25 protein-coding genes are annotated in these 26,569 nt (G+C 72.2%); 12 read left to right on the top strand and 13 right to left on the bottom strand.

What is annotated here, in order from left to right; genetic code table 11:
- The first annotated feature begins 318 nt into the window (after positions 1–318).
- Positions 319–1,536, top strand: coding sequence for a threonine--tRNA ligase (gene thrS / locus ACGFIA_RS04675; RefSeq protein ID WP_393258558.1), 1,218 nt, complete (start codon positions 319–321; stop codon positions 1,534–1,536).
- A gap of 70 nt (positions 1,537–1,606) precedes the next feature.
- On the opposite strand, the gene ACGFIA_RS04670 is transcribed toward thrS, so the two are convergent.
- From ACGFIA_RS04670 to ACGFIA_RS04655, 4 genes are all read right to left on the bottom strand, one after another.
- Complete coding sequence (locus ACGFIA_RS04670; RefSeq protein ID WP_393258620.1) at positions 1,607–3,565, bottom strand: ABC transporter ATP-binding protein; 1,959 nt, start codon at positions 3,563–3,565, stop codon at positions 1,607–1,609.
- Between the two features lie 172 nt (positions 3,566–3,737).
- Positions 3,738–5,471: an ABC transporter ATP-binding protein gene (locus ACGFIA_RS04665; RefSeq protein ID WP_357381539.1), complete on the bottom strand. Its 1,734-nt coding sequence runs from the start codon at positions 5,469–5,471 to the stop codon at positions 3,738–3,740.
- Entirely contained in the window at positions 5,465–5,983 is a 519-nt protein-coding gene (locus ACGFIA_RS04660) for a MarR family transcriptional regulator (RefSeq protein ID WP_357381799.1), read from the bottom strand. The genes ACGFIA_RS04665 and ACGFIA_RS04660 overlap by 7 nt, the downstream gene beginning before the upstream one ends.
- A 61-nt stretch (positions 5,984–6,044) precedes the next feature.
- The gene (locus ACGFIA_RS04655; RefSeq protein ID WP_357470039.1) at positions 6,045–6,560 is read right to left on the bottom strand and encodes a MarR family transcriptional regulator; all 516 of its coding nucleotides are present in this window, start codon (positions 6,558–6,560) and stop codon (positions 6,045–6,047) included.
- Between the two features lie 55 nt (positions 6,561–6,615).
- Between ACGFIA_RS04655 and ACGFIA_RS04650 the strand changes: the two genes are divergently transcribed.
- A complete protein-coding gene (locus ACGFIA_RS04650) occupies positions 6,616–8,238 on the top strand; it encodes a DHA2 family efflux MFS transporter permease subunit (RefSeq protein ID WP_393258554.1) in 1,623 nt (540 codons plus the stop codon).
- A 69-nt stretch (positions 8,239–8,307) separates the two neighbouring features.
- Here the strand turns inward: ACGFIA_RS04650 and ACGFIA_RS04645 are convergent, their stop codons facing one another.
- Positions 8,308–8,751, bottom strand: coding sequence for a DoxX family membrane protein (locus ACGFIA_RS04645; RefSeq protein ID WP_357470045.1), 444 nt, complete (start codon positions 8,749–8,751; stop codon positions 8,308–8,310).
- 85 nt (positions 8,752–8,836) lie between these two features.
- Here ACGFIA_RS04645 and ACGFIA_RS04640 point away from each other — a divergent pair, with 85 nt between their 5' ends.
- Complete coding sequence (locus tag ACGFIA_RS04640; RefSeq protein ID WP_393258549.1) at positions 8,837–9,376, top strand: TetR/AcrR family transcriptional regulator; 540 nt, start codon at positions 8,837–8,839, stop codon at positions 9,374–9,376.
- A gap of 6 nt (positions 9,377–9,382) precedes the next feature.
- Here ACGFIA_RS04640 and ACGFIA_RS04635 read toward each other — a convergent pair whose 3' ends face one another.
- Together ACGFIA_RS04635 and ACGFIA_RS04630 are read right to left on the bottom strand one after the other, a co-directional pair.
- Positions 9,383–10,822 carry a GuaB1 family IMP dehydrogenase-related protein gene (locus ACGFIA_RS04635; protein WP_357470048.1) on the bottom strand — a complete coding sequence of 480 codons (1,440 nt, stop codon included), beginning with the start codon at positions 10,820–10,822 and terminating at the stop codon, positions 9,383–9,385.
- Between the two features lie 125 nt (positions 10,823–10,947).
- Positions 10,948–12,699 carry a biotin carboxylase N-terminal domain-containing protein gene (locus ACGFIA_RS04630; RefSeq protein WP_357381552.1) on the bottom strand — a complete coding sequence of 584 codons (1,752 nt, stop codon included), beginning with the start codon at positions 12,697–12,699 and terminating at the stop codon, positions 10,948–10,950.
- 133 nt (positions 12,700–12,832) lie between these two features.
- On the opposite strand from ACGFIA_RS04630, the gene ACGFIA_RS04625 reads away from it, so the two are divergent.
- From ACGFIA_RS04625 to ACGFIA_RS04610, 4 genes are all read left to right on the top strand, one after another.
- Positions 12,833–13,423 carry a PadR family transcriptional regulator gene (locus tag ACGFIA_RS04625; protein ID WP_357381801.1) on the top strand — a complete coding sequence of 197 codons (591 nt, stop codon included), beginning with the start codon at positions 12,833–12,835 and terminating at the stop codon, positions 13,421–13,423.
- 126 nt (positions 13,424–13,549) lie between these two features.
- The gene (locus ACGFIA_RS04620) at positions 13,550–14,509 is read left to right on the top strand and encodes an ATP-binding cassette domain-containing protein (RefSeq protein ID WP_357381555.1); all 960 of its coding nucleotides are present in this window, start codon (positions 13,550–13,552) and stop codon (positions 14,507–14,509) included.
- Between the two features lie 17 nt (positions 14,510–14,526).
- Positions 14,527–15,282, top strand: coding sequence for an ABC transporter permease (locus tag ACGFIA_RS04615; RefSeq protein ID WP_116503979.1), 756 nt, complete (start codon positions 14,527–14,529; stop codon positions 15,280–15,282).
- Positions 15,283–15,345: 63 nt separating this feature from the next.
- The gene (locus ACGFIA_RS04610; RefSeq protein ID WP_393258543.1) at positions 15,346–16,569 is read left to right on the top strand and encodes an MFS transporter; all 1,224 of its coding nucleotides are present in this window, start codon (positions 15,346–15,348) and stop codon (positions 16,567–16,569) included.
- 13 nt (positions 16,570–16,582) lie between these two features.
- Here the strand turns inward: ACGFIA_RS04610 and ACGFIA_RS04605 are convergent, their stop codons facing one another.
- Genes ACGFIA_RS04605 through mycP form a run of 3 tightly spaced genes read right to left on the bottom strand, consistent with a single transcriptional unit; the run spans position 16,583 to position 19,028 of the window.
- Positions 16,583–17,236 carry an O-methyltransferase gene (locus ACGFIA_RS04605; protein WP_357478918.1) on the bottom strand — a complete coding sequence of 218 codons (654 nt, stop codon included), beginning with the start codon at positions 17,234–17,236 and terminating at the stop codon, positions 16,583–16,585.
- A 9-nt stretch (positions 17,237–17,245) separates the two neighbouring features.
- Positions 17,246–17,902: a Maf family protein gene (locus ACGFIA_RS04600; RefSeq protein WP_357381561.1), complete on the bottom strand. Its 657-nt coding sequence runs from the start codon at positions 17,900–17,902 to the stop codon at positions 17,246–17,248.
- Between the two features lie 10 nt (positions 17,903–17,912).
- Positions 17,913–19,028 (bottom strand): type VII secretion-associated serine protease mycosin, encoded by a 1,116-nt coding sequence (gene mycP / locus ACGFIA_RS04595; RefSeq protein ID WP_393258538.1) that lies wholly within the window; start codon positions 19,026–19,028, stop codon positions 17,913–17,915.
- A gap of 813 nt (positions 19,029–19,841) precedes the next feature.
- Here mycP and ACGFIA_RS04590 point away from each other — a divergent pair.
- Complete coding sequence (locus ACGFIA_RS04590; protein ID WP_357381565.1) at positions 19,842–20,096, top strand: hypothetical protein; 255 nt, start codon at positions 19,842–19,844, stop codon at positions 20,094–20,096.
- A gap of 292 nt (positions 20,097–20,388) precedes the next feature.
- On the opposite strand, the gene ACGFIA_RS04585 is transcribed toward ACGFIA_RS04590, so the two are convergent.
- Together ACGFIA_RS04585 and ACGFIA_RS04580 are read right to left on the bottom strand one after the other, a co-directional pair.
- Entirely contained in the window at positions 20,389–20,841 is a 453-nt protein-coding gene (locus ACGFIA_RS04585; RefSeq protein WP_357381567.1) for a hypothetical protein, read from the bottom strand.
- 100 nt (positions 20,842–20,941) lie between these two features.
- The gene (locus ACGFIA_RS04580; protein WP_357381569.1) at positions 20,942–21,154 is read right to left on the bottom strand and encodes an acyl-CoA carboxylase subunit epsilon; all 213 of its coding nucleotides are present in this window, start codon (positions 21,152–21,154) and stop codon (positions 20,942–20,944) included.
- Positions 21,155–21,246: 92 nt separating this feature from the next.
- On the opposite strand from ACGFIA_RS04580, the gene ACGFIA_RS04575 reads away from it, so the two are divergent.
- Both ACGFIA_RS04575 and ACGFIA_RS04570 read left to right on the top strand, forming a co-directional pair.
- A complete protein-coding gene (locus ACGFIA_RS04575) occupies positions 21,247–23,232 on the top strand; it encodes a protein kinase (RefSeq protein ID WP_393258534.1) in 1,986 nt (661 codons plus the stop codon).
- 87 nt (positions 23,233–23,319) lie between these two features.
- Entirely contained in the window at positions 23,320–23,532 is a 213-nt protein-coding gene (locus tag ACGFIA_RS04570) for a hypothetical protein (RefSeq protein WP_357381573.1), read from the top strand.
- Positions 23,533–23,595: 63 nt separating this feature from the next.
- Here the strand turns inward: ACGFIA_RS04570 and ACGFIA_RS04565 are convergent, their stop codons facing one another.
- Positions 23,596–24,351, bottom strand: coding sequence for a GH25 family lysozyme (locus tag ACGFIA_RS04565; protein ID WP_357381576.1), 756 nt, complete (start codon positions 24,349–24,351; stop codon positions 23,596–23,598).
- Positions 24,352–24,736: 385 nt separating this feature from the next.
- Between ACGFIA_RS04565 and ACGFIA_RS04560 the strand changes: the two genes are divergently transcribed.
- Positions 24,737–25,480, top strand: coding sequence for a M50 family metallopeptidase (locus ACGFIA_RS04560; RefSeq protein WP_357478902.1), 744 nt, complete (start codon positions 24,737–24,739; stop codon positions 25,478–25,480).
- 58 nt (positions 25,481–25,538) lie between these two features.
- The gene (locus tag ACGFIA_RS04555) at positions 25,539–26,522 is read left to right on the top strand and encodes a 2-dehydropantoate 2-reductase N-terminal domain-containing protein (RefSeq protein ID WP_357478899.1); all 984 of its coding nucleotides are present in this window, start codon (positions 25,539–25,541) and stop codon (positions 26,520–26,522) included.
- Positions 26,523–26,569: the final 47 nt, after the last annotated feature.

Raw genomic sequence — 26,569 nt, 5'->3', positions numbered from 1 at the left:
GGGGGGGGGGGGGGGGGGGGGGGGGGGGGGGGGGGGGGGGGGGGGGGGGGCGGGGCGGGGGGGGGGGGGGGGGGGCGGGCCCGCCCGCCCCCCCCCCCCCCCCCCCCCCCCCCCCACTCTCCATATTTCAGGTGCGCCATCGACGCCCGCGCGTCTAGCGTCAGGGCATGCGTAGCGCGGTAGTAACGACGACGCCGGGTGTTCCCGGCGTGCCGCACTGACGTTTCCGTCGACGAGGCCCCGGGGCGATCCGCTCCGGGGCCTCGCGGCGTTCCGGGCCCGCTCGCCTCCGGGTCGTACCCGATCAAGGAGAGCGACATGATCGACCACCGCAGGCTCGGCCGGGAGCTGGAGCTGTTCGTCTCCGACCCGCTCGCGGGCGCCGGGCTGCCGATCTGGCTGCCGGCCGGCGCCGCCGCCCGGCACGCCGTCGAGGAGTACGTGCGGGAGCTGGAGCGCCGGGCCGGCTACCGGCACGTCTACTCCCCGCCACTGGCCAAACGGGAGCTGTTCGAGCTCTCCGGGCACCTGGGCTACTTCGCCGACGACATGTTCCCGCCGATGCGGCTGAGCGCCGACGACGAGTTCGTGCTGCGCCCGGCGCTCTGCCCGCACCACGCGCTGGTGTTCCGGGCCCGTGGGCGTTCCTACCGGGAGCTGCCGCTGCGGGTCGCCGAGCTGGGCGGGATGTACCGGGCCGAGCGTTCCGGGGTGCTCGGCGGGCTGTCTCGCGTACGAGCCATCTCGCTCAACGACGCGCACAACTTCTGCGCGCTGGAGCAGGTCGGCGACGAGGTCCGCGAGATCCTGCGGCTGATCGGCGAGGCGCACGCCGCGCTCGGCGTCCGTCCCGCCGGGTTCCGGTTGTCGCTGCGCGGGCCGGGCCGGCGGTACGTGGGCGACGACGCCGGCTGGGGGCGGGCCGAGGAACTGCTCCGCGCCGCGCTCGACGGGGTGGACGTCGTCGAGGCGCCGGGCGAGGCCGCGTTCTACGGGCCGAAGATCGACATTCAGATCGTCGACGCGGCCGGCCGGGAGTCGACCATCTCCACCGTCCAGCTCGACTTCGACAAACCGGAACGGTTCGACCTGTCGTACACCGACTCGGACGGCCGCCGGAAACGGCCGGTGATGGTGCACCGCAGCCTCGTCGGCAGCATGGAACGGCTGTTCGCGTACCTGATCGAGGTGCACCAGGGCGCGTTCCCGGCCTGGTACGCCCCGGTGCAGGTGCTGCTGCTGCCGGTGGACGCGGCGCAGGCCGACGCGGCCGTCGCGCTGGCCCGCCGCGCCGAGGCGGCCGGGCTGCGGGCCGAGGTCGACCACGCCGGTTCGCTCGGCGCCCGGATCCGGGACGCGTCCCGCCGCCGAGTCCCGTACACCGGGGTCCTCGGCCCCCGGGAGGTGGCCGACGGTTCGGTCTCGCTGCGCCTGCGCGACGGCCGGGTGCTCGACCCGATGCCCGCCGCCGAGGCGCTGGGCCTGGTCGGCGCGGTGGTCGCGAGCCGGTCGGCGGGGCTGCTCCCGCCGGCCTGACTCCGGCCCGTCCGGGTGCCGGTAAGGCACCCGGACACCGACCGGTGCCGGACCTGTGGCCGGGTCCACGTCAGTTCCCGGCCGGCGTGCCGGCACCGGCACGCATTCCCGCCGGAGGGCCGGCCGGGGTGGGCGCCGGGATCTCGTCTTCGATCACCGCGCCGGTGAACTGCGCCCGGTAGAGCCGGGCGTACGCGCCACCGGCGGCGACGAGCTGGTCGTGGGTGCCCTGCTCGACGATCCGGCCCTGCTCCATCATCAGGATCAGGTCGGCGTCGCGGATGGTGGAGAGGCGGTGCGCGATGACGAAGCTCGTCCGGTCCGAGCGCAGCGCCGCCATGGCCCGCTGGAGCAGCACCTCGGTCCGGGTGTCCACCGAGCTGGTCGCCTCGTCCAGGATCAGCAGCGACGGCTCGGCCAGGAACGCGCGGGCGATGGTGATGAGCTGCTTCTCCCCGGCGCTGACGTTGCTGCCCTCCTCGTCGATCACCGTGTCGTAGCCGTCCGGCAGGCTGCGGACGAACCGGTCGACGAACGTCGCCCGGGCGGCGGCGAGGATCTCCTCCTCGGTGGCGTCGGGGCGTCCGTAGGCGATGTTGTCCCGGATGGTGCCGCCGAACAGCCAGGTGTCCTGGAGCACCATGCCGATCCGGCCGCGCAGTTCGTCGCGGCGCATCGTGGAGAGGTCCACCCCGTCCAGCGTGATCCGCCCGGCGTCCAGCTCGTAGAACCGCATGACCAGGTTGACCAGCGTGGTCTTGCCGGCGCCGGTGGGACCGACGATGGCCACCGTGTGGCCCGGCTCGGCGACCAGCGACAGGTCGTCGATGAGCGGCTTCTCCGGGTCGTACCGGAAGGAGACGTGCTCGAACTCGACCCGCCCGTGCGGGTCGGCGATCCGGGCCGGCTCGGCCGGGTCGGGGCTCTGCTCGTCGGCGTCGAGCACAGCGAAGACCCGCTCGGCCGAGGCCACCCCGGACTGCAGCAGGTTGGCCATCGACGCGACCTGGGTGAGCGGCTGGGTGAACTGCCGCGAGTACTGGATGAACGCCTGCACGTCACCGAGGCTCATCGAGCCCGACGCCACCCGCAGGCCGCCGACCACGGCGATCGCGACGTAGCTGAGGTTCCCGATGAAGAACATCGCCGGCATGATCAGCCCGGAGACGAACTGCGCGCCGAAGCCGGCCCGGAACAGCTCCTCGTTCTTGGCGTGGAAGGCGGCCTCGACCTCCTTCTGCCGGCCGAAGACCTTCACCAGTTCGTGCCCGGTGTACGCCTCCTCGATCTGGCCGTTCAGCTCGCCCGTGTGCTTCCACTGGGCGATGAACTTGCCCTGCGAGCGCTTGGCGATCTGGCCGGTGACCACCACCGACAGCGGCACCGCGACGAGCGCGACGATTGCCAGCAGCGGCGAGATCCAGAACATCATCCCGAGTACGCCGACGACTGTGAGCAGCGACGTGAGCAGCTGGCTCAGCGTCTGCTGGAGCGTCTGCGACACGTTGTCGATGTCGTTCGTGACCCGGCTCAGCAGCTCACCGCGGGGCTGCTTGTCGAAGTAGGGCAGCGGCAGCCGGTTGAGCTTGTCCTCCACGTCGGCGCGCAGCGTCAGCACGGTGCGCTGCACCACCCCGTTGAGCACCCAGCCCTGCGCCCACTGGAGCATGCTCGCGCCGACGTAGAGCACGACGGCGAACGCCAGCACCCGGCCCAGCGCGTCGAAGTCGATGCCGGTGCCCGGGATCACGTCCATCCGGGCCAGCATGTCGGCGAAGTTGCCGTTGCCCTCGGCGCGGGCCGCCTCCGCCGCCGCCTCGGTGGTGGTGCCGGGCGGAAGCTGCCGCCCGATCACCCCGCTGAAGATGATGTCGGTGGCGTGCCCGAGCACCTTCGGCCCGATGACGCTGAGCCCGACGCTGGCCAGGGCCAGCGCGAGCACGCCGGTGAGCTGGAGCCGGTACGGCCGCAGCCGCCCCAGCAGCCGGCGTGCCGACGGCCCGAAGTTCATCGCCTTCTCGGCCGGCATGCCCATGCTCATGTGCGGTGGGCCACCGCCGGGCCGCCGCCCGGCCGGCGGCAGCCGGTTCGGCTCGTTCTTCTGCTGCGGAACCGACGGCGTCCCGCCGTTCCCCCCGCTCACGCTGTGCCCCCGTTCGTTCGCGACTGCGGGGCTCGCAACCCCGGCTCACTCCTCGCGCTCACGCGGCCACCTCCGCCGTCTGCTGCGACGCGACGATCTCGGCGTACGTGGGGCAGCTCTCCAGCAGTTCCTCATGTCGTCCCATCCCGACGACACCCCCGTCCTCGAGCACGATGATCTGGTCGGCGTCGACGATCGTGGAGACCCGCTGGGCCACGATCACCACCGCCGCGTCCGCGGTGACCGGCTTGAGGGCGGCCCGCAGCCGGGCGTCCGTGCCGAGGTCGAGCGCGGAGAAGGAGTCGTCGAAGAGGTAGATCTCCGGTTTGCGGACGAGCGCGCGGGCGATGGCCAGGCGTTGCCGCTGGCCGCCGGAGACGTTGGTGCCGCCCTGCGCGATCGGCGCCTCCAGCCCGCCCGACATCTCGGCGACGAAGTCGCGCGCCTGGGCGATCTCCAGGGCGGCCCACAGTTCGGCGTCGGTGGCGTCCGGGTTGCCGTAGCGCAGGTTGCTGGCGACGGTGCCGGTGAACAGGTACGGCCGCTGGGGCACCAGCCCGATCCGCCGCCACAGCTCGTCCGGGGCGAGATCCCGTACGTCCACGCCGTCGACCAGGACCGCGCCGGCGGTCGGGTCGACCAGGCGGGGGATGAGCGTCAGCAGCGTGGTCTTGCCGGCGCCGGTGGATCCGATGATCGCCGTGGTCCGGCCCGGCTCGGCCCGGAACGAGATGTCGTGCAGCACCGGCGCGGTCGCGCCCGGGTACTGGAACCCGGCGCCGCGCAACTCCAGCTCGCCCCGGCCGGTGACCTCGGTGACCGGGTCGGCTGCCGGCACCACCGACGAGTCGGTGTCGAGCACCTCCTCGATGCGCTCGGCGCAGACCGCCGCCCGGGGCACCATCATCAGCATGAAGGTGGCCATCATGACCGCCATCAGGATCTGCATGAGGTATTGCAGGAACGCGGTGAGCGCGCCGACCTGGATCTGGCCGGAGTCGACACGTGCCGCGCCGAACCAGAGCACCGCGACGCTGGAGACGTTCAGCACCAGCATCACGATCGGGAAGATCAGCGCCTGGAGCCGCCCGATCCGCAGCGCGGTGGCGGTCAGGTCCGTGTTCGCGGCCCGGAACCGGTCGGTCTCGTACGGCTCCCGTACGAACGCCCGGACCACCCGGATGCCGGTGATCTGCTCGCGCAGCACCCGGTTGACGGTGTCGATCCGGGTCTGCATGAGCCGGAAGCCCGGGACCATCCGGCGGATGATCAGGCCCAGCGCGACGGCCAGCACCGGTACGCAGACCAGCATCAGCCAGGAGAGCCCGACGTCCTCGCGCAGGGCCATCACCACGCCGCCGACGCTCATGATCGGCGCGGCCACCAGCATGGTGCAGCTCAGCAACACCAGCATCTGCACCTGCTGGACGTCGTTGGTGTTGCGGGTGATCAGCGACGGCGCTCCGAACCGGGCGACCTCGCGGGCGGAGAAGCTGTTGACGCGCCGGAAGATCGAGCCGCGCACGTCGCGGCCGAACGCCATGGCGGTCTTCGCGCCGAAGTAGACGGCGGCGATCGAGCAGGCGATCTGGAGCAGGCTGACCAGCAGCATCCACCCGCCCGTACGCATGATCTGGTCGGTGTCGCCGACCGCGACGCCCCGGTCGATGATGTCGGCGTTCAGGCTCGGCAGGTAGAGCGAGGCGATCGTGCCGACGAACTGGAACGCCACCACGGCGGCCAGCCATCGTCGGTACGGGTGCAGATGTGTGCGGAGCAGGCGGATCAACACGGATGGCTCCCCGTCGGCGGCTCGGTGTCGGACTCGCTGTCCCGGTTCAACCGACGGAGGTCCCCGTCGGACATGCCGGTGATGATTTCGATCAGGAACTGGCGGATCACCGCCCGGTTGGCCGGGTCGGCGTCGACCGACGTCAACGGCCGGTCGCTGTGAATCATGTCGATGATGGCGCGGGCGTGCTCGCCGCCCTTGTCGGTCAGGGCGAGCCGGACCGTGCGGCGGTCCTCCGGGGCGCGACGGCGGCTGACGAAGTCGTCGCGTTCCAGCGTGTCGACGATGCCGGTGAGCGTGGCGGGCCGGACGAAGCACAGCTCGGCCATTTCCCGGTGGCTCACCTCGCCGGCCCGCAGGAGGATCATCAGGACCCGCATGCCGGCGGACGTGAGCCCGTGTTCGGCGAGGTAACGCCCCCAGTGCTGTTCGACGACGTGACCGGCGATCGAGATCAGCCGGCCGAGTGGCGCGTGGTGCAACGCGTCGGGGAAGCGGACGAGCGGGCCCATGTTCACGAGCGTCAGGTTAGCTCCCGAACCATCAGGGCCCAAACTAATTCTGAGAATCTCCTCAGCGGCGGTCGGGGCGGGCCCGCGACGGCTCGTCCGGGGCGGTGGCGACGTACTCCCGCATCACCTCGGTGACCTCGCGCAGGAAGGCCGTGGTGGCCTCGGCCTGCTCGGGGGTGAGCCGGGCGACCGCCCGGTCGACGCCGACGAGCATCGGGCGGAGCGCCTCCAGCACCTCGCCGACGGCGCTCTCGGTCACCTGGAGGCTCAGTCGACGCCGGTCGTGCGGGTGCGGGGTCCGGGTGACGTGGCCCGCCTGCACGAGCCGGTCGACGAGCGTGGTCGCCGAGGCGGAGCGGATGCCGAGGCGGTTGCCCAGCTCGACCGGGCCCAGCGGCTCCGGGCTGGAGACCAGGTGGTCGATCGCCGCCGCGTCGGTGGCGTTGAGGCCCAGGCGGCGGGCCAGCGCGGCCCGGGTGTCACCGGCGATCCGCAGCACGTCGCGCAGCGCGCGGGAAGTCTCGCTGCTCGGCGGCGCGGCCGGCGTCGGCTCCCCGCTTGACGGCACCCCCTCCATGGGATAAAGCTAGCATCTCAGGTAGCTAGAGAATCTAGCTAAAGGGGGGGGCGCAATGCGCGGCGACGGGCGCGGACGCTGGTTCGGGCTACTTGCCATCAGCCTCGGCGTGGCGATGATCATCGTGGACGCGACAATCGTGAACGTCGCGGTGCCGCAGATCATCCGGGACCTCGACATCACCTCCACCGACGCGCAGTGGGTGCAGGAGGCGTACACCCTGGTCTTCGCCGCGTTGCTGCTGGTCGCCGGCCGCTTCGCCGACCGGTCCGGGCGACGGCGGATGTTCCTCGTCGGCGTCACCGTGTTCGTGGTGGCCAGCGTGCTCGCGGCGCTCGCCGGCTCCGGCGAGACGCTCATCGCGTCCCGGGTGCTCCAGGGCATCGGCGGGGCGATGATGCTGCCCACCTCGCTCTCCCTGCTGAACGCCAACTTCACCGGCCGGGAGAAGGGCATCGCGTTCGCCGTCTGGGGCTCCACCATCGGTGGCGCGGCGGCGCTCGGGCCGCTGCTCGGCGGCTGGCTCACCACCACGTACTCCTGGCGGTGGGCCTTCGGCATCAACGTCCCGGTCAGCCTGGCCGTGATCGTGGCGACGCTCGTGTTGGTCGCCGAGTCCCGCGACGAGCAGGCCGAACGCGGCTTGGACCTGCTCGGCGCGCTGCTCTCGGTGATCGGCATGACCGGCGTGGTCTTCGCCCTGATCGAGGGCCGCACCTACGGCTGGTGGGAGCGGGAGCGGCCGTTCAGCCTGTTCGGGCTGGACTGGACCGCGTCGATCTCGCCGGTCCCGGTCTCCGCGCTGGTCGGCCTCGTCGCGCTCGGGATCTTCCTGGCGCAGCAGGTACGCCGCAACCGGTCCGGCCGCCCCGCACTGCTCGACCTGTCGCTGTTCGGCATCAGCTCGTTCCGCAACGGCATCCTGGCCGCCGCGATCGTCAGCCTGGGCGAGCTCGGACTGCTGTTCGCGCTTCCGCTGTGGTTCCAGAACGTGCTCGGCTACAGCGCCTTCCGCACCGGCCTGGCGCTGCTGCCGCTCGCCGTCGGCAGCTTCCTGGCCAGCGGCATGGGCGCGCCGCTGACGCAGCGCTGGGGTGCCGCCCGGGTGGTCCAGCTCGGCGTCGCCGCCGAGGTCGTCGGCGTGATCGGACTCGGGCTCGTGGTCGCGCCGGACACCAGCTGGTGGGCGCCGCTGGGCTTCCTGTTCGTCTACGGCCTCGGCGTCGGCCTGGCCACCGCCCAGCTCACCGGCGTCTCCCTGTCGCAGGTGCCGGTGCGCCGCAGCGGCCAGGGCTCGGGCCTGCAGAGCACCGCCCGTCAGGTCGGTTCCGCGCTCGGCATCGCGGTGCTCGGCACCGTCCTCTTCGCCGGCCTCGGCGGTATCCTCGGTGACCGCCTGGCCGACCAGCCCGGGCTCACCCCCGCCCAGCGGGACCAGGTGGTGAGCGCGGTCAAGGAGAGTGCCGGCGCGGCGATCGGCGGGCTGGAGGCGGACCCGCGCACCGCACCGATCGCCGAGGAGGCGAAGCAGGCGTTCTCCGAGGCCACCCGGTACGCCGCCTTCGCGGGGGCCGGATTCCTGCTGATCGGCCTGGTCGCCTGCCTGCGCCTGCCGACGGTCCGGCACGGCGAGGCCGGGGACGCCTCGCCCGCCGAGGCGGAGCCGGCCCGCGCCTGAGCCGGGTCCCGTGCGGCCCGCCGGTCTCGTTCCGGCGGGCCGCCGGGTCGGGCCCGGCCCTCGCTGCGGTCACCCGCCGAGGGCCACCGCCAGCGCGGCGCCCACGAAGACGACCTGGAGCAGGGTACGGACGCCGATCGGCGTCACCGGGCGCCCGGCGAGCGTGAGCCCGCGCCGCGCGGCCGACACGTTCGCCGGGAACATGGCGAGCATCAGCAGCGCCAGCCCGGCCGCCGCCGGACGTGCGGTGGCCGGGACCAGCAGGGCGAGCGCGCCGGCGAGTTCCAGTACGCCGGTGACGGTGACCAGCAGGTCGGGCCGGGGCAGCGACGGCGGGACCATCGCGATCAGGTCGGCCCGGCGGGACGCGAAGTGGGCCACGCCGGTCAGCACCATCATCAGCGCCAGCCCGACCCGCAGCGCGGGGTGCCACCCGTCCAGGGCGTCCACGCCGAGCAGGCCGGCGATCCGGGCCAGCGCGGTGCCGGCGAGGAGTGCGATCAGCGGTGCCATGGTCAGTCCCTCCGACGCGGAATCTTGTCGGTGACAAGATTCCGCGACGGGTGCCATCTTGTCAATGACAAGTTAGGGTGGCGGCATGGCCTCGTACCACCACGGCGACCTCCGCCGCGTCCTGCTGAGCGCCGCCGCCGAGGCGATCGCCGAGTCCGGGCCGGCCGCGCTGAGCCTGCGTGAGCTGGCCCGCCGGGCCGGGGTCTCGCACGCCGCGCCCGCGCACCACTTCGGCGACAAGGCGGGGCTGCTCACCGCGTTCGCCACCCAGGGCTTCGACCTGCTCGCCGACGCGCTCCGGCAGGCCGGCGACGACCTGCTCGACACCGGTGTGGCGTACGTCGGGTTCGCGGTGCGGCACCGCGCGCACTTCGACGTCATGTTCCGGCCCGAGCTGTACCGGGCCGACGACCCGGAGCTGGTCGCCGCCCGGGCCCGGTCCGGCGAGCTGCTGCGCGGCGGGGTGGCCCGGCACACCGGGCGGGAGCCGGACGCGGACGCGCTGGCCGCCTGGTCGATAGTGCACGGCTTCGCCACGCTCTGGCTCTCCGGCGCGCTGCCGCCACGGGTGGGCGACGACCCGGAGGCCGCCGCCCGTACCGTGATCAGGCGGCTGTTCAGCTGAGCCGCGTCACCAGCTCGTCGGCAGCGGCATTCCCTCGGTGTACCCGGCGGCGCTCTGCACGCCGACGAGCGCCCGCTCGTGGAACTCCTCCAGACTGCGCGCGCCCGCGTACGTGAACGCGCTGCGCACGCCGGAGATGATCTCGTCGATCAGGTCCTCGACCCCGGGCCGGTTCGGGTCCAGATACATCCGGGCCGAGGAGATGCCCTCCTCGAAGATCGCTTTCCGGGCCCTGTCGAACGCGCTGTCCTCGGCCGTACGGGCGCTCACCGCACGCGACGACGCCATGCCGAAGCTCTCCTTGTAGCGCCGCCCGTCGGCGTCGGTGTAGAGGTCACCGGGGGACTCGTAGGTGCCGGCGAACCAGGAGCCGATCATCACGTTCGAGGCGCCCGCCGCCAGCGCCAGCGCCACGTCGCGCGGGTGCCGTACGCCGCCGTCGGCCCAGACGTGCCGCCCCAGCGAACGGGCCGCGGCGGCGCAGTCGAGCACGGCGGAGAACTGCGGGCGGCCCACGCCGGTCATCATCCGGGTGGTGCACATCGCGCCCGGCCCGACGCCCACCTTCACGATGTCCGCGCCCGCGTCGACCAGGTCGCGTACCCCGTCGGCGGTTACCACGTTCCCGGCCGCCACCGGCACCGGCGGGTCCAGCCGGCGGACCGCCCGCAGCGCCTGGAGCATCCGCTCCTGGTGCCCGTGCGCGGTGTCCACGACCAGCGTGTCCACACCGGCCTCCAGCAGCGCGGCGGCCTTGCCCGTGACGTCACCGTTGATGCCCACGGCGGCCGCGATCCGCAGCCGCCCCCGGTCGTCCACGGCCGGGGTGTAGAGCGTGGCGCGCAGCGCCCCCTGCCGGGTCAGCACCCCGACCAGGCGGCCGTCGCCGTCCACCACCGGCGCGATCCGCCGCCGGCCCGCCGACAGCCGGTCGAACCCGGTACGCGGGTCCGCGTCCGCCGAAACGGTGTGCAGCTCGGTCGACATCACGTGCCGGAGCTGGGCGAAGCGGTCCACCCCGACGGTGTCCGCCTCGGTCACCACGCCCATCGGCCGCCCGTCCGCGTCGACCACCACCACCGCGCCGTGCGAACGCTTCGGCAGCAAGTGGATCGCGTCGCCGACGGTCTCGGTCGGGCCGAGCGTGATCGGCGTGTCGTAGACCAGGTGCCGCTGCTTGACCCAGCCGACCACGTCGGCGACGACCTCGATCGGGATGTCCTGCGGGATCACCGCCACCGCGCCGCGTCGCGCCACGGTCTCGGCCATCCGCCGGCCCGCGACGGCTGTCATGTTCGCCACCACGAGCGGGATCGTGGTGCCGGTCCCGTCGGTGGTGGCCAGGTCGACGTCGAGCCGGGAGCCCACCTCCGAACGGTTGGGCGCCATGAAGACGTCGTTGTAGGTCAGGTCGTGCGCGGGGACCGCGCCGTGAAGGAACCGCACCCGGCCATCATTCCCGCCCCGGGCCGCGCCCGCCTGCGGTGGTGGCTCAGACCACCCGGCCCTGCGCTGTTAAGAAGGGGCCCCTTCACTACCTCACGCGTTAAGAAGGGGCCCTTCCTTACACCTCAGGCGATGGTGCAGATCGCCGCGCCGGAGGTGATCACCGCGCCGACCTCGGCCGCGAGCCCGCTCACCGTGCCGGCCTTGTGCGCGTGCAGCGGCTGCTCCATCTTCATCGCCTCCAGCACCACGACCAGGTCGCCCTCGGCCACCTCGTCGCCGTCGGTCACCGCGATCTTCACGATCGTGCCCTGCATCGGGGAGGCGAGCGTGTCACCGCTGACCGCGGCGCCCGCCTTGCCCCCGCCGCCCCGGCGGGCCGGCTTCTTCGCGGCGGGCGCGGCTGCCGCCGTACCAGCACCGAGCCCGGCGGGCAGGACGACCTCCAGCCGCTTGCCGCCCACCTCGACCACGACGGTCTCGCGCTCGGCCGGCTCGTCGCCGGCACCGGCGGCGGCGGTGAAGGCCGGGACGGTGTTGTCCCACTCGGTCTCGATCCACCGGGTGTGCACGGTGAACGGCTCGGTGGTGAACGCCTCGTCGCGGATCACCAGGCGGTGGAAGGGCAGCGCGGTGGCCATGCCGTCGACCACCATCTCGTCGAGCGCCCGGCGGGCCCGCTCCAGCGCCTCGGCGCGCGTCTCGCCGACGATGATCACCTTGGCCAGCAGCGAGTCGAAGTTGCCGCCGATCACGTCGCCGGCCGAGATGCCGGTGTCGACCCGCACGCCCGGCCCGGAGGGCAGGCGCAGCGCGGTGACGGTGCCCGGCGCGGGCAGGAAGTTGCGGCCCGGGTCCTCGCCGTTGATCCGGAACTCGATGGCGTGCCCGCGCGGCGCCGGGTCCTCGGTGAAGCGCAGCTTCTCCCCGTCGGCGATGCGGAACTGCTCGCGGACCAGGTCGATGCCGGCGGTCTCCTCGGTGACCGGGTGCTCGACCTGGAGCCGGGTGTTCACCTCCAGGAAGGAGATCGTGCCGTCCGCGCCGACCAGGTATTCGACGGTGCCGGCGCCGTGGTAGCCGGCCTCCCGGCAGATGGCCTTGGCGCTGTCGTGGATCTGGGCGCGCTGGGCCTCGGTGAGGAACGGCGCGGGCGCCTCCTCGACCAGCTTCTGGTGCCGGCGCTGGAGCGAGCAGTCCCGGGTGCCCACCACGATCACGTTGCCGTGCTGGTCGGCCAGCACCTGCGCCTCGACGTGGCGCGGCTTGTCCAGGTAACGCTCGACGAAGCACTCGCCCCGGCCGAACGCGGCGACCGCCTCGCGGGTGGCCGACTCGAACAGGTGCGGGATCTCCTCCATGGTGCGGGCGACCTTCAGGCCGCGCCCGCCACCGCCGAAGGCGGCCTTGATGGCGACCGGCAGGCCGTGGTCGACGGCGAACGCCATCACCTCGTCCGCGTTGCCGACCGGGTCGGGGGTGCCGGGCACCAGCGGGGCTCCGGCGCGCTGCGCGATGTGCCGGGCGGTCACCTTGTCGCCGAGGTCGCGGATCGCCTGCGGGGTGGGGCCGATCCAGGTCAGCCCGGCGTCGATGACGGCCTGGGCGAAGTCGGCGTTCTCGGAGAGGAAGCCGTAGCCGGGGTGCACGGCGTCCGCGCCGGAGCGGGCCGCCACGTCGATCAGCTTGTCGATGCGCAGGTAGCTGTCGGCGGCGGTGTCCCCGCCGAGGGCGTACGCCTCGTCGGCGAGCGTGGCGTGCAGGGCGTCCCGATCGGAATCCGCGTAGACGGCGACGCTGGCCAGTCCGGCGTCGCGGCAGGCGCGGATGACGCGGACGGCGATCTCGCCGCGGTTGGCGATGAGAACCTTGCGCACCTTGGGGCTCCTCCCGGGAGGTCGTTGCCGGGAGTTTAGCGGCCGAGCTGCGGAGCCTAACGATCGCTCAGTGTGGGATGCGGCACTGTAGTCAAACTTGCCTATTACGCTTGCGTCCGTGTCGGCGACGCGGATGATGATTCTCGGACTGGTCAGGTGGATGCAGCCGGTGCACGGCTACGACGTGCGCCGTGAGCTGCTCAGTTGGAGCGCGGACAAGTGGGCGAACGTGCAACCGGGCTCGATCTACCACGCGTTGCGCAAGCTCACCGACGAGGGCCTGCTGCGGACCGTCTCGGTCGAGCAGGTGGGCGCGCGTCCGGCGCGCACCACGTACGAGGTGACGCCGAAGGGGGAGGACGAGTTCGAGACGCTGCTGCGGGCGCAGTGGTGGCAGGTCCACGAGTCGCCGGACCCGTTCGTGGCGGCGTTCTCGTTCCTGCCAGCGATGCCCCGCGAGGAGGCCGCGGCGGCGCTGCGCAACCGGGCGAACCTGCTGCGCGCCGGGGTGGAGTCGATGCGCGCCTCGCTCGACTCGGACTGGGTGCGCACCCGCAAGCCGGTGCACGTCGGGTGGATGTTCGAGCTGTGGCTGGCCCGCGCCGAGGCGGAGACGGCCTGGTGCGAGCGGATCGCGGAGCGGATCGAGTCCGGAGTGTCGTACCTGCCCGATGGGATGGAACGGGCCGAGGGCTGGTCGGGTTGGACCGACGGGTCGGAGTGACACGACATAATCAACGTTGACCAAAGAAGCTATATCGCGTTAGCCTCGGCGTGAATCGCGGGGGATCCGTGCGTCCTCGCGGACGATCGGCGGCCACTCGGTCCGCCCGGACGACCAGGAGCAGAGATGATCGAGACCAGGGGGCTGCGGAAGACGTACCGCTCCCGCGAGGGTCGCCAGACGAAGACCGTGGACGCGGTTCGCGGCGTCGACCTCGACGTCGCCGCGGGGGAGATCTTCGGCTTCCTCGGGCCCAACGGCGCCGGCAAGACCACCACGCTGCGGATGCTCGCCACCCTCATCGAGCCGGACGGCGGCCAGGCCACGGTGGCCGGTGCCGACCTGCGCAAGGACCCGGCCGAGGTGCGCCGCCGGATCGGCTACGTGGCCCAGGGCGGCAGCACCTGGGACGAGTCGACCGCCCGCGAGGAGCTGGTGCTCCAGGCCCGCCTCTACGGCATCGGCAAGGCCGAGGCGCACCGCCGTGCCGAGCGCGCGCTGGAAGCCTTCCAGCTCACCGAGTACGCCGACCGCAAGTGCAAGACCTACTCGGGCGGCCAGCGCCGGCGCGTCGAGATCGCGCTCGGCATCATCCACGAGCCGAAGATCGTCTTCCTGGACGAGCCGACCACCGGCCTCGACCCGCAGAGCCGCGCGCACATGTGGGACGAGATTCGCCGGCTGCGTACCGAGGGCATGACCGTCTTCATCACCACGCACTACCTGGACGAGGCGGACGCGCTCTGCGACCGCATCGCGATCATGGATCACGGCGAGGTGGTCGCCGAGGGCACGCCGGCCGAGCTGAAGCGGGAGATCTCCGGCGAGGTGGTGATCGTCGGCCTGGACGCCCCGAGCACCCCGCGCGCCGCCGAACTGCTCGACACCGAGGCGTACGTGAGCAAGCTGGAGACCGTCGACGAGGGCGGCCTGCGTCTCTACGTCGACGAGGGCGCCACCGCCATCCCGCAGGTGCTGCGCCGCCTCGACCACGCCGGGCTGGATCTGCGCTCGATCGAGCTGCACCGCCCCAGCCTCGACGACGTCTTCCTCACCAAGACCGGCCGCTCGCTGCGCGAGTCCTGACCTCCGGAGAAGCTGTCATGAAACTCGCCCGCGACACCTGGTTGATCTTCCAGCGCCAGACGCTGCTGCTCCTGCGCAACCCGGTGTGGATCTTCGTCGGCGTCTTCCAGCCGGTGATGTACCTGCTCCTGTTCGCCCCGCTGCTCAAGCCGGCGCTGAACGCGCCCACCCAGGCCGCCGCGTACAAGATCTTCGTGCCCGGCCTGCTCGTGCTGCTGGCCATCTTCGGCGGCCTGTTCCAGGGCTTCGGCCTGATCGCCGAGCTGCGCGCCGGCGTCATCGAACGCTCCCGGGTCACCCCGGTCAGCCGGCTCGCGCTGCTGCTCGGCCGCTCGCTGCGCGACGTGGTCTCGCTGATCGTGCAGGCGGTCATCATCACGCTGCTGGCGCTCGCGTTCGACCTGCGCGTGTTCATCGGCAACCTGCTCCTGGCGTACCTGATGCTCGCCCTCATCGCGCTGATGACCTCGGCTGTCTCCTACGGCATCGCGCTCAAGGTCAAGAGCGAGGACGCGCTCGCCCCGCTGATGAACACCGTCGCGCAGCCGGTGCTGCTGCTCTCCGGCATCCTGCTGCCGCTCACCTTCGCGCCCGGCTGGCTCCAGGGCGTGGCCAAGTGGAACCCGTTCTCCTGGGCGGTCGAGGGCACCCGCGCGCTGTTCAACGGCGACCTGGGCAACGACCGGGTCTGGCAGGGCCTCGGCATCATCGCGGTACTCGCCGCCGCCGGCGTTTTCTGGGCCGCCCGCCAGTTCGCCCGCAGCGTCCGCTGAGCAGGGGAGACCTGCATCTCAGCAGGGGTGGGGCACCGGGCGGGCGCGCGTAGCCTCAGGCCGGTGCCTCGCCTCGCCCGTGACCGGATCACCTGGCTGACCTACGCCCAGCTCGGTCTCTGGGGCTTCTTCCTCTACGGGTTCGGCCCGGTCGTACCCCTGCTCCGCGACGAACAGGGCACCAGCGCCGCCGTCGCCGGCCTGCACAGCACCGGTATCGCCGTGGGCGCCCTCGCCGGCGGCGCGCTGTTCGCCCCGGTCGCCCGCCGCCTCGGGCGCGGCCCGGCCATCTGGCTCGGCCTCGCCGGTGTGGCCGCGGGTGCCACAGCGCTCGGCCTGCTCCGCCCGCTGCCGGCCACCATCCTCGCCGTAGCCGTCGTGGCCACCGCCGGCATGCTCGTCATCAGCGGCGTCAACGTGGTGCTCACCGCCCGGCACGGATCCGCCGCGCCCGCCGCGCTCACCGAGGCCAACGCCGCCTGCGCCGGCATGGGCATCCTGGCGCCGCTCGTCATCGGCGCCGGCGTCGGTGCCGGTCTCGGCTGGCGACCGCTGATGGCCGTCGAGGTCGGCCTGATCGCGCTGGTCGCGCTCGCCGCGCTGGCTTTCCGGGTACGCGGGCCGCGACCCGCCTCCGCTGTCGCGGCTGCCGGCGCAGCCGTACCGGTGGCCGCCCCCACCCGGGTGCCCGCCTCCGGGGAGCGTTCGGCGTCGGGGCGGCTGCCGCGCGCGTACTGGATCGCCTGGATCTTGATGTCGGTCACCGGGTCGATCGAGGTCTGCCTGTCCCTGTGGACGGCCGACGTGCTGCGGACCCACGCCGGGCTGAGCGCGGGCGGGGCGTCGGCGGCGGTCGCCGCGATCGTCTGCGGCATGTTCGCCGGCCGGATCGCCGGTGGCCGGGCCGCGCTGCGCTGGGCGCCGGTGCCGCTGCTGCTCGGCGCGCTCACCGTCTCGCTGGCCGGGTTCGCGCTGTTCTGGGCCAGTACGGTCGGCTGGCTCGCGGTCACCGGGCTGGTGGTGCTCGGGCTCGGCAACGCGCTGCACTACCCGCTGGCGATCTCGATCGCGCTGGCCGTCGCCGGCCCGGCCGCCGACAAGGCGGCGGGCTGGTCGGCGTACTCGATGGGTGTGGGTTTCGGGATCGCGCCGGTGGCGCTCGGGTGGGTGGCCGACGGGGTCGGCCCGCACCCGGCGTTCCTGCTGCTGCCCGCGTTCATCGCGGTGGCGGTGCTGCTCACGGTGCGGCTGGGGCGTGCCCTGCGCCCGGCGGCCCTGCCGGCCTGAGAGCCGCAGGGCTTCAGCGCACCCGGGCGAGCGTGACCCCGTCGGCGATCGGAAGCATGACCGCCTCCACGCGGACATCAGCGACGACCGCGTCGTTGAAGGCGGCGATCGCCCGGTCGTCGGCGTCGCGCGGGGCCAGGACCCGGCCGTCGCGCAGCGTGTTGTCGACGGCGATCACCGCGCCGGGACGCATGCGGGGCACCAGCTCGTCCCAGTAGATCGGGTAGCCGACCTTGTCCGCGTCGATGAACGCGAAGTCCAGGTAACGCTCGCGGGGCAGCTCACGCAGCGTCTCCGCAGCCGGACCGATGCGCAGCTCGATCCGGTCCCGCACACCCGCGCGCTCCCAGTAGCGCCGGGCCACGCCGGTGTACTCCTCGGAGACGTCGAAGCAGGTCAGCCGGCCACCATCGGCCAGCCCTCGGGCGATCGCCAGCGAGGAGAGGCCGGTGAACGTGCCCACCTCGACCGCCTGCCGTACGCCGAGCAGCCGGGTCAGGAACGTCAGGAACGCCGCCTGTTCCGGCGCGACCTGCATGACCGCCTCGGCCGGCAGGACCGCCCGGGTCTCCTCGGCCAGCTCCCGGACGATCTCGTCCGGCGCGGACCCGTGGGCCACCAGGTAGGCGTGCAGTTCCGGGGTGAGCGGCAGCGTCTTCGTGGTCATGACCGGACGTTAGCCGAGATGCTCGATCTCCTGGCCCCCGGGCGCGATCTTCGTCCACAGGTCGACGATGCTCAGCTCCACCTCGGCGAGCAGCCGGCGCAGCAGCGGCAGGGACAACCCCACCACGGTGCCCGGGTCACCCTCGATCCCGGTCAGGAACGCCCCGCCCAGCCCGTCGATGGTGAACGCGCCGGCCACCGCCAGCGGCTCACCCGTCGCCACGTACGCGGCGATCTCGTCGTCGCTGATGTCGGCGAAGTGCACGGTGGTGGAGGCGACCGCCTCGGCACGCGACTCGTGGGTCACGTCGATCAGGCAGTGCCCGGTGTGCAGTACGCCGCTGCGCCCGCGCATCCGCTGCCACCGCCGGGTGGCGTCCGCCGCGTCGTCCGGCTTGCCCAGGATCTCACCGTCGAAGGCCAGCACCGAGTCGCAGCCGAGCACCAGCGTGCGCTCGTCCGGCGATGGCCGCAGCCGATCGTGTACCGCCTGCGCCTTCAACCGGGCCAGTTCCAGGCACAGATCCTCGGCCCGATCGCTCACCACCTGCGACTCGTCCACACCGCTGACCAGCACGTCGGGCTCGATCCCGGCGGCCTGGAGCAACTTGCGGCGGGCAGGGGACTGCGAGGCGAGCACGAGGCGCACCGGTACGGAGGTCGACACCCCGCCGACGCTACCGGCTGACCCTCGGCGGCGGGTCGTCGGCACGTCGGCGCCGACGCCAGAACAGGTACCCGCCGACCGCCGTCACCAGCACACCCAGGGTGGCGAGGCCGCGTGCGGTTCCGCTGCCGTCGCCGCCCTTGTCCGGGACTGCCTCCACCGATGCGGGTGGGGTGACGTTCGAGGACTCGAAGCCGAGCGGGGGGACGTCGGCGGTGAGCGCGGCGACCAGGTCGATGACGCCGTAGCCGTACTGGTCGTCGCGGCCTGGCGGTCCCTTGTCGACAGCTGTGGCGGTCAGTCGGTGGGCGACTTCGGCAGCAGGGAGGTTCGGGTACTTGGAGCGGATGAGAGCAGCAGCCCCGGCAACGATGGCGGTTGCGCTGGAGGTCCCCGTGCCCTTTGAGTACTTGCCGCCGTAGCTCGTGCTGTAGATATCGACAGCAGGAGCAACGACATCGATCTCAGGACCAATGGCTGAGATTGAGGCATGTCGCCCGTTCCCGTCGATTCCACCAACACCGATAACGCCGGGCTCAGACGCGGGGTAGCCGACCGTCGGATCCTCTGGCTGATTGCCGACGGCAGCAACTACGACGATCTCCGCTTCTAGCGCTGATCGAATAGCACCCTGCAGGCGGCTGGTTGCCCCTGCTACTGCCGAGATGTTGATCACGTCAGCATGGTTAGCAACCGCCCATTCCACACTCGCTGCCAGATCGTCTGCACTTCCTCTGCCGTTAATGAGTTGGGTGCGGACTGGCAGCAGCTTGGCCCTTGGTGCCACGCCGAGGGCGCCACTGCTATTAGGCTGTCCGTGCGCCGCAATTAGGCCAGCCATGGAGGTGCCGTGTCCGTCTCGGTCTTGTCGACCGTCTCCTTTGTTCGAAAGATCGGTCCCCGCAAGCAGGTTTCCCCTCAGGTCCGGATGCGGGTCGATCCCTGTGTCCGGGACTGCAACGGTTACGCCCTCGCCCTCGCTAATTGCGTGCGCGGCGGCTGCGTTCAGGAATCTGAGGTGCCACTGGTCCTCACGAACATGCGGGGCTGTTGTCGCTGATGGTGTGGCCAAGACTGAGTTACCTAGGCAGGCGGATGCCAAAAAAATTATCAGGTAAGGGCTCATTATCTATCGAAGCCGATTGCGGGGCCCGGGTCTGATGGGCGGTCATCGGGGGGGCGCATGACAGGATCGACGCCCTCGGTCACTTGCCAAGGATTGTCGGGATCCCATGGTTTCTCATCGATTCCGGCATGGGGTCTGGCCCTTGTCGTGGGCGCATTGAAGCTCGTTGGGCCAAATGGCGTCGAACCCGGAACTCCCCCCGAAGACATGGCGCCCGGAGTGCCGGAAGGGATCAATCTCCCCGTGCCTGGTCGAGACCCAGCACCTCCAGTGGGAGCAGTCCCTGCCCCTCCTCCGCCAATCACGCCGCCCACCGGATTGACTCTTCGTCCACTCGCGCCGCCGTTTGCAGGCGGCAGCCCAACTGCCGGGCCTCCACCGATGACGCCGCCGATGGGTGCAGTCTTGGGCGGAGGGGATGACGATCCGCCCGAGAGTCGTCCCGGTGGAATATCCCCAGGTTTTATGGGAGTCGGCGGTTTAAGGGTCGAGCCGGTCATCGGAGTGATTTGCGGGGTTAAGGCTCCGCCGCCGGTAGGCCCAACGGAACCTGGCTGTGGCGGTAGCCCGGATACAGCGCTAGGCGCAGGAGAGGCGACGCCGGTGCTGATGCCTCCGAGGAGAGGTCCCTTGTTTGCTTCGGTTGGAATGGTTACAGGCGGAGTCGCGGGCTTAGCGCGGTGTTGAGGATTATTAACGGAGACGGATGTCGGCACCGGAACTACAGGGGGAATTATTGGTGCCGTAGGGGCGTAAGGGTCTGTTTCTTCAGTTTGCCGCGGAAGCTTTGGCCTTGGTGGCGGCTGGCGAAGCATGACCTGGGCCTGCTGGAGTTCGCCGCTCAACCCCGTCATCAACCCGCGCGCCCGTACGTTCAACTGCTCCAGGTCGTCGTCGGTCACCGGGGGCCGCTCCGGTAAACGGCTGCCCGCCACCGCCTTCGTGTCTGCGATCGTCGCCTCGTACGCCTGCTTCTGCCGCAGCTTCTTCTCGTACTCCTCGCGCAGTGGTTGCAGCTCGCTCCGCGCGCTGCCGATGGCGCGGGCGGCGGCTGCCAGCGCGTCGTAGTTCGCGGCTGCGGCGTCGTGGGTGCGCTGCACGCGGTCGATGAGCTGGTCGAGTTCGGCGATGTACGCCCGCGCGGCGGCGTTGGTTTCCGGCGGCCATGCCTCGGCCAGGCCGCGCCGGTATTCCCGCAGGCGGCTCAGGTGGGTCAGGGCGAGGTCACAGACCTTGCGCCACCCGGCCACCTGCTTCCACTGGCCGGCGGTGTCCTGGTCCTGCACGCACGCCCACATGCTGAGGACGTCCATCAGCCGCCAGTCGGTCAGCCCGGAGGTGCGTCCGCTGCCTCGTTCGATCACGGCAGGATCACCCGGCTCTGCTCGGGGGCGGTGGGGTCGGCGAGCGGTGGCATCGGGCGGGCGACGGTGCCGGACGGCCCGGCGAGTGCTCGTTCCACGTCGGCCACGCGGGCGGAGGAGAACGCGTCGGTGTCGTCGTAGCGGGCGGCGATCCGTCCGGCGGCGTCGGCGAGCCGGCCGGTCGCGGGTGCGAGATCCCACACGGCGCTGACCGCCGCCGTCTGGGTGTCGTGGTGGGCCTGGAGGAACTGCACCAGCTCGATGAAGGCGTCAGCCGGGTTGGGCACCGGGGCCTTCATGTCGTCGGCGATGTAGGACAGGTGCGGCGCGTAGTTGCGTGTCACCTCGTCCTGGAGGCGGTCGGCGAACTCCCGCATCTGCCGGATGTCGGCCTCGATGCCGCCGTAGCCACGCAGCCAGCCGGCTGGCTGGTTGTCCTCCGGGATCATCGAGCCTCCTGCCCGTCACCACACGGTTTCCCTGAGTGAGGTTAGTGGCTCCACGGGGATCCCGGCAGCCCCACACGGGGGCCGCGGGCGGAACGGGACGTCAGCGGGGCAGGCCGGAGGCCCGCCACGCGCCGGGGCCGGCGATCGGGCCGGCCGGCGCGGGCCGCGCGCTGCGCGCCCAGTGCGACACGGGGGCCGGCGCGGCGGCCTGGGCCGGGCGGGTGCGCACCACGATCGCGCCGACCAGAGCGGCCAGCTCCTCGGCGGTGGGCACGCCACGGACGATCCGGAACAGCGGCTCCTCGGCAGACATGACCCAAGGGTACGCGTCGTGAATTCGACCTTCGGCGTACAGTGGCGTGCCGACGGTGTGGGCGTCGCAGCGGCCGGGTACGGTTCTCTGCGATGTCGAACGCGCTCCCCCAACTCGTCGCCGACCGGTACCGGCTTCTCACGCCGCTCGGTCAAGGCGGCATGGGCCGCGTCTGGAAGGCGCGGGACGAGGTGCTGCACCGGGACGTGGCCATCAAGGAACTGGTCCCACCCCCAGGTCTCACCCCGGACGAGCGCCGCGAGATGCGCGAACGTTCGCTGCGTGAGGCGCGGGCGATCGCCCGCCTCAACAACGTCAACGTGGTCCGCATCTTCGACGTGCTGCGCACCGACGGCGATCCGTGGATCGTCATGGAGTACGTGGCGTCGAAGTCGTTGCAGGACACCATCGCCGAGGACGGCCCGGTCACCCCGGCCAAGGCGGTCGAGATCGGCCTCGGCGTGCTGAACGCGCTGAATGCCGCGCACAAGGCGGGCATCATGCACCGCGACGTCAAGCCGGGCAACGTGCTGCTCGGCGAGGACGGCCGCGTGGTGCTCACCGACTTCGGCCTGGCCACCATCCCCGGCGACCCGAACGTGACCCGCACCGGCATGGTGCTGGGCTCGCCCGCGTACATCTCCCCGGAGCGCGCCCGCGACGGCACGGCCGGGCCGGAGGCCGACCTCTGGTCGCTCGGCGCCACGCTCTACGCGGCGGTCGAGGGCAAGTCGCCGTACGCGCGCCCGTCGGCGATCGCCACGCTGGCCGCGCTCGCCACCGAGCCGATGCCGCCGCCGCGTAACGCCGGGCCGCTCAAGCCGGTGCTCCAGGGCCTGCTGCGCAAGGACCCGGACGAGCGGATCACCGCCGAGGTGGCCGAGCGCATGCTGCGCAAGGCCGCCGGGCGGCGGGCCAAGAGCATCTCGCTGCTGGACGGCGTACGCCGGCCGGGGCCGAACGGTCCGCGCGTGCCGCGCCCGCCCCTGGTGCCCGCGCCGCGCCCGGCCGACCAGGCGGAGCGTGCGGCCACCTCGGGATCCGGGGTCGCCGCAACCGGGGGTACGGCGGCGGCAGCCGCCGACCCGACGGCGAAGGTGCCGGCGCCCACTCCGGACGCCGGGCCCACCGCGAAGGTGACCCCGCCGCCCGCCGACCCGACGGCGAAGCTCGACCCGGCGCCCTCGACCGACGAGACGCTTGTGGACGACGAGGCCCGGGTGGACGGCGTCGACCCGGCGCTCGACGAGACACGGCTCGACGGCGAGCCGGTGCCGGTCAGCCCGGCCGCTTCCGGTTCCGCGCCGGTCAGCCCGGCTCCGGACCCCGCCGATCCGGCGCCGTCGACCGGCCGGGCCACTGTGCTGCCGGTCGAGAAGGCCCCGCCCAACCGGCGCAACCTGCTGATCGGCGCTCTGGTCCTGCTGCTGCTCGTCGGCCTGGTCGTGGCCGTGCCGCTGCTGAACAACGGTGACGACGGCGACGGCGGTGAGCCGACGGCCGGCACCTCGGCGTCGGCGGCGCCACCGCCCGCGCCGAGCGAGAGCTCGTCGCCGAGCGCCCCGGCGACGAGTGCGTCGGCCAGCCCGTCTCCCTCGGCGAGCCCGTCGGCGTCCGGGGCGGCCGCGTTGCCGGCCGGCTGGCGTCTCTACACCGGCCCGAACGGCTTCAAGGTGCCGATCCCGGACAACTTCCAGGCGCGGGTGGGCAGCGACAACGTCGTGCTCTACGAGGTCGGCGGCAGCCGGCGGGTGCTGTTCATCCAGTGGACGCCGAACCCGAAGCCGGACGCGTACGCCGACTGGCAGGGCCAGGAGAAGTACCGCGCTTCGCGCGTCCGGGACTACAAGCTTGTCGACATCACCAAGTGCGACCCCTACTTCCGCACCTGCGCCGACTGGGACTGGCTGGAGACGCGCAACGGCGACACCCGCTTCCACGTGCGTAACCGTGGTGTGGCGACCGCCAGCAACCGGGGCTTCGCGCTGCGCTGGGAGGTGCCCGCGAAGGACTGGGACGCCAACCTGGCCAACTGGGAGATCATCACCAAGGGCTTCGTGCCGGACCGCAAGAACTGATCGGGAATCCCGCCGGTCACGAAACTCGCTCGCATGGCTTTCCGTCGTCGGGGGTATGAATCCTCCGACGACGGAAGGAGGCGCGACATGGGTTACCGACGGAGGTACACCGGCCCGCGGCTGGCACTGTGGATGCTCGTTGCGCTCGGCGACGTCGTACTGCTCCTGATCAGCGCCGGCCTGTCCGCGCCGGTCGCGGTGCTCGGCGTGCTGACGCTCACGGTCGCCGGTGTGGCGGCGTGGCGCCTGACGCGCCGCACGCCGGTGCCCGTCCCGACCGCCGCGCGCCGCAGAGCCTGACCGGGTACGACGACAGCGGGACCGCCCCTGTGAGGAGGCGGTCCCACTTGTGTCGCGCGTACGTCAGGCGGTGTTGTTCGCCAGCGCGATCAGCCGGCTGCGGTCACCGTTCCAGTAGTTGCGGTCGACGTTGCCGCTGATCCCGGAGACTGCGCCGGTGCTGGTGTACTGCCAGAAGCTCCACACCGGGGCGCCGGCCGGCAGCGTGCCGGGGGCGCTGGCCCAGCGGGCGAGCCACAGCGGGTGGTTGGCCCACGGGCCGGTCCAGCTGCCGGTGCACTGGTTCCACCAGCTCGTGGTGGTGTAGATGACCGCGTACCGGCCGGTGCGGGAGCGGTAGGTGCTGAGGAAGTCCTGGATCCAGTTGCGCATGCCGGTGGTGCTCAGGCCGTAGCAGTAGCCGCCGCTGTACGGGTTGCCCTCGATGTCCAGCGCGGCGGGAAGCGTACGGCTGTCGGCCGACCAGGCGCCGCCGTTGCTGGCCAGGTAGTTGGCCTGGGTGGAACCGGCGGAGATGTTCGGCCGGGCGAAGTGGTACGCCCCGCGGATGACCCCGGCGTTGTACGCGTTGACGTAGTTCGCGTTGAAGTTCGGGTCCTTGTAGCTCGTGCCCTCGGTGGCCTTGATGAAGGCGAACTGGATGCCCGAGTTGCGGACGCTGGTCCAGTTGATGCTGCCCTGGTAGCGGGAGACGTCGATCCCGGGCGTGGTCGCGGCGGCGGCCGGTCCGGCGGTCGCCACGAGGGCCACGGCCGCGGTGGCGGCGGCGGCCAGGCCGGCGGCGAGAAGCCGGCGTACGGAGAGTCTGGTACGGGCCATGATTGCCTCCAGAGGGACATCCACTGATTGATGCCCATCTTTGGAGGTTAGTGCCCTCGATCGCAATAGGGGGAAAGGAAATTTTCATCGACGGATGTCGTTCGCCCAGGTGGCGCGATGCTTGCCGATCAGCGCAGGGCGCTCGGGTCCATCGCCCAGCGGAACGGCTCGGCGACACTGCGCGTCTCGCCCGCCTTGGCGACGGCATCCTCCACGTAGTGCGGCGCTGTAGACGAAGAACGTGGCCGCCGCCGACTCGACCGCGTTCGCCAGCCGTCGCGCCACCCGCTGATGCCGGAGGTCGGGGGCGGGACTGATGATCACTGCCCGCCCGCGACTGCGCGCCGGTCGAGCGACACGGCTCGGGCCGGTAGGCTCCCCGCCCATGCCCCTGATCGACGGTCTCACCACGCTCTGGGACACGCTGACGAGCGCCCAGCCGGACCCGCCGCCACTGCTCGTGGTGGTCACCGCCGTGGTCGCGCTCGCGGTGGTCGTGGCCCGGCTGCCCTGGCGGATCGCCCGTAACGCGGTGACCATCGCGCACGAGGGCGGCCACGCGCTCGTCGCGCTGCTCACCGGCCGCCGGCTGCACGGCATCCGGCTGCACTCGGACACCTCCGGGCTGACGCTGTCGGCCGGCCGCCCCACCGGGCCCGGCATGATCCTCACGCTGCTCGCCGGGTACGTCGCACCGTCGTTGCTCGGCCTCGGCGGCGCGTGGCTGCTGGCCGGGAACCGGATCACGCTGCTGCTCTGGCTCGCGGTGGCGCTGCTGCTGGCCATGCTGGTGATGATCCGCAACCTGTTCGGCGTGCTGTCGCTGCTGGTCACCGGCGGCGTGGTGCTCGCCGTGTCCTGGTACACCTCGCCCGAGGTGCAGGCCGCGTTCGCCTGGACGTCGGTCTGGTTCCTGCTGATCGGCGGCGTACGGCCGGTGTTCGAGCTGCACCGCCAGCGCGCCCGGGGGCGGATGCCGCAGTCCGACGCCGACCAGCTCGCCCGGATCACGCCGTTCCCGGCGCTGTTCTGGGTGGGCCTGTTCCTGCTGGTGACAGTGGGCGCGCTGGCCGCCGGCGCGCTGCTGCTGGCCGGCCCGATCCTGGCCGGGACGGGCCTCACCACCTGACCGTCGCGTCACACCGCGTCGCGGAGCGGGCCGCCATCCGGCAGGGCAGAATCGGACCGTGCGATACGTGATCATCGGAGCGGGCGCGGTCGGCGGCACCATCGGCGTACTCCTGGCCGAGGCCGGCCGTGACGTGACGCTCGTGGCGCGCGGCGCGCACCTGGACGCGCTGCGGGAGCGGGGTCTGACGCTGCGCACGCCGGACCGCGGCGTCACCGGTCGGCTCCCGGCGGTGGCCGGGCCGGACGGGCCGCCGCTGCCGGCGGACACCGTGCTGGTCCTCACCGTGAAGTCGCAGGACACCGTGGCGGCGCTCACCGCCTGGGCGGACGCCCCGGTCGAGGGCGGCGGCACGGCGGGCGAACGGCTGCCGGTCGTGCTGGCGCAGAACGGTGTCGCCAACGAGCCGGCCGCGCTGCGGCTCTTCGCCCGCGTGCACCCGGTGTGCGTGTGGCTTCCCGCCACCCACCTGGAGCCGGGCGTGGTGGTCGCCAGCGGGCATCCGCACCCCGGCATGCTGCACATCGGCCGGTATCCGAGCGGCGCCGACGACACCAGCCGGGCGGTCGCCGCCGACCTGACCGCCGCCGGGTTCGTCGCGCCGGTCCGCGACGACGTGATGCGCTGGAAGTACGGCAAGCTGCTCGCCAACCTCGGCAACGGCCTCCAGGCGCTGCTCGGCCGGGACGTGCCCGAGTCGCTGTCGAAGCGGGTACGCGCCGAGGGCGAGGCGGCGCTCGCGGCGGCCGGCATCGCCCACACCACAGTCGAGGAGGAGGCCGCCGAACGCGGTGACCTGGTGTCGCACCGGCCGGTCGGCGGCGAGGAGCGCTCCGGCGGTTCCACCTGGCAGAGCCTGGCCCGTGGCGCGGGCTCGGTCGAGACCGATCACCTCAACGGCGAGATCGTGCTGCTCGGGCGCCTGCACGGCGTGCCCACCCCGGCCAACGCGGCGGTGCAGGTCGCGGTACGCCGGGCGGTCCGTGACCGGATTCCCGCCGGCGGCTTCCCGTTGCGCGAGCTGGAGAAAATGATCGGCTGAGCGGGCAACCGCACCCGGTACGCCAGGCGTCTCCCCTGCGACCGTCA

Source organism: Micromonospora sp. NPDC049203 (genome assembly GCF_043197215.1).
GTDB lineage: Bacteria > Actinomycetota > Actinomycetes > Mycobacteriales > Micromonosporaceae > Micromonospora.
Note: the sequence above shows the minus strand (reverse complement) of the source record. Positions and strands in the feature narration are given on the sequence as shown.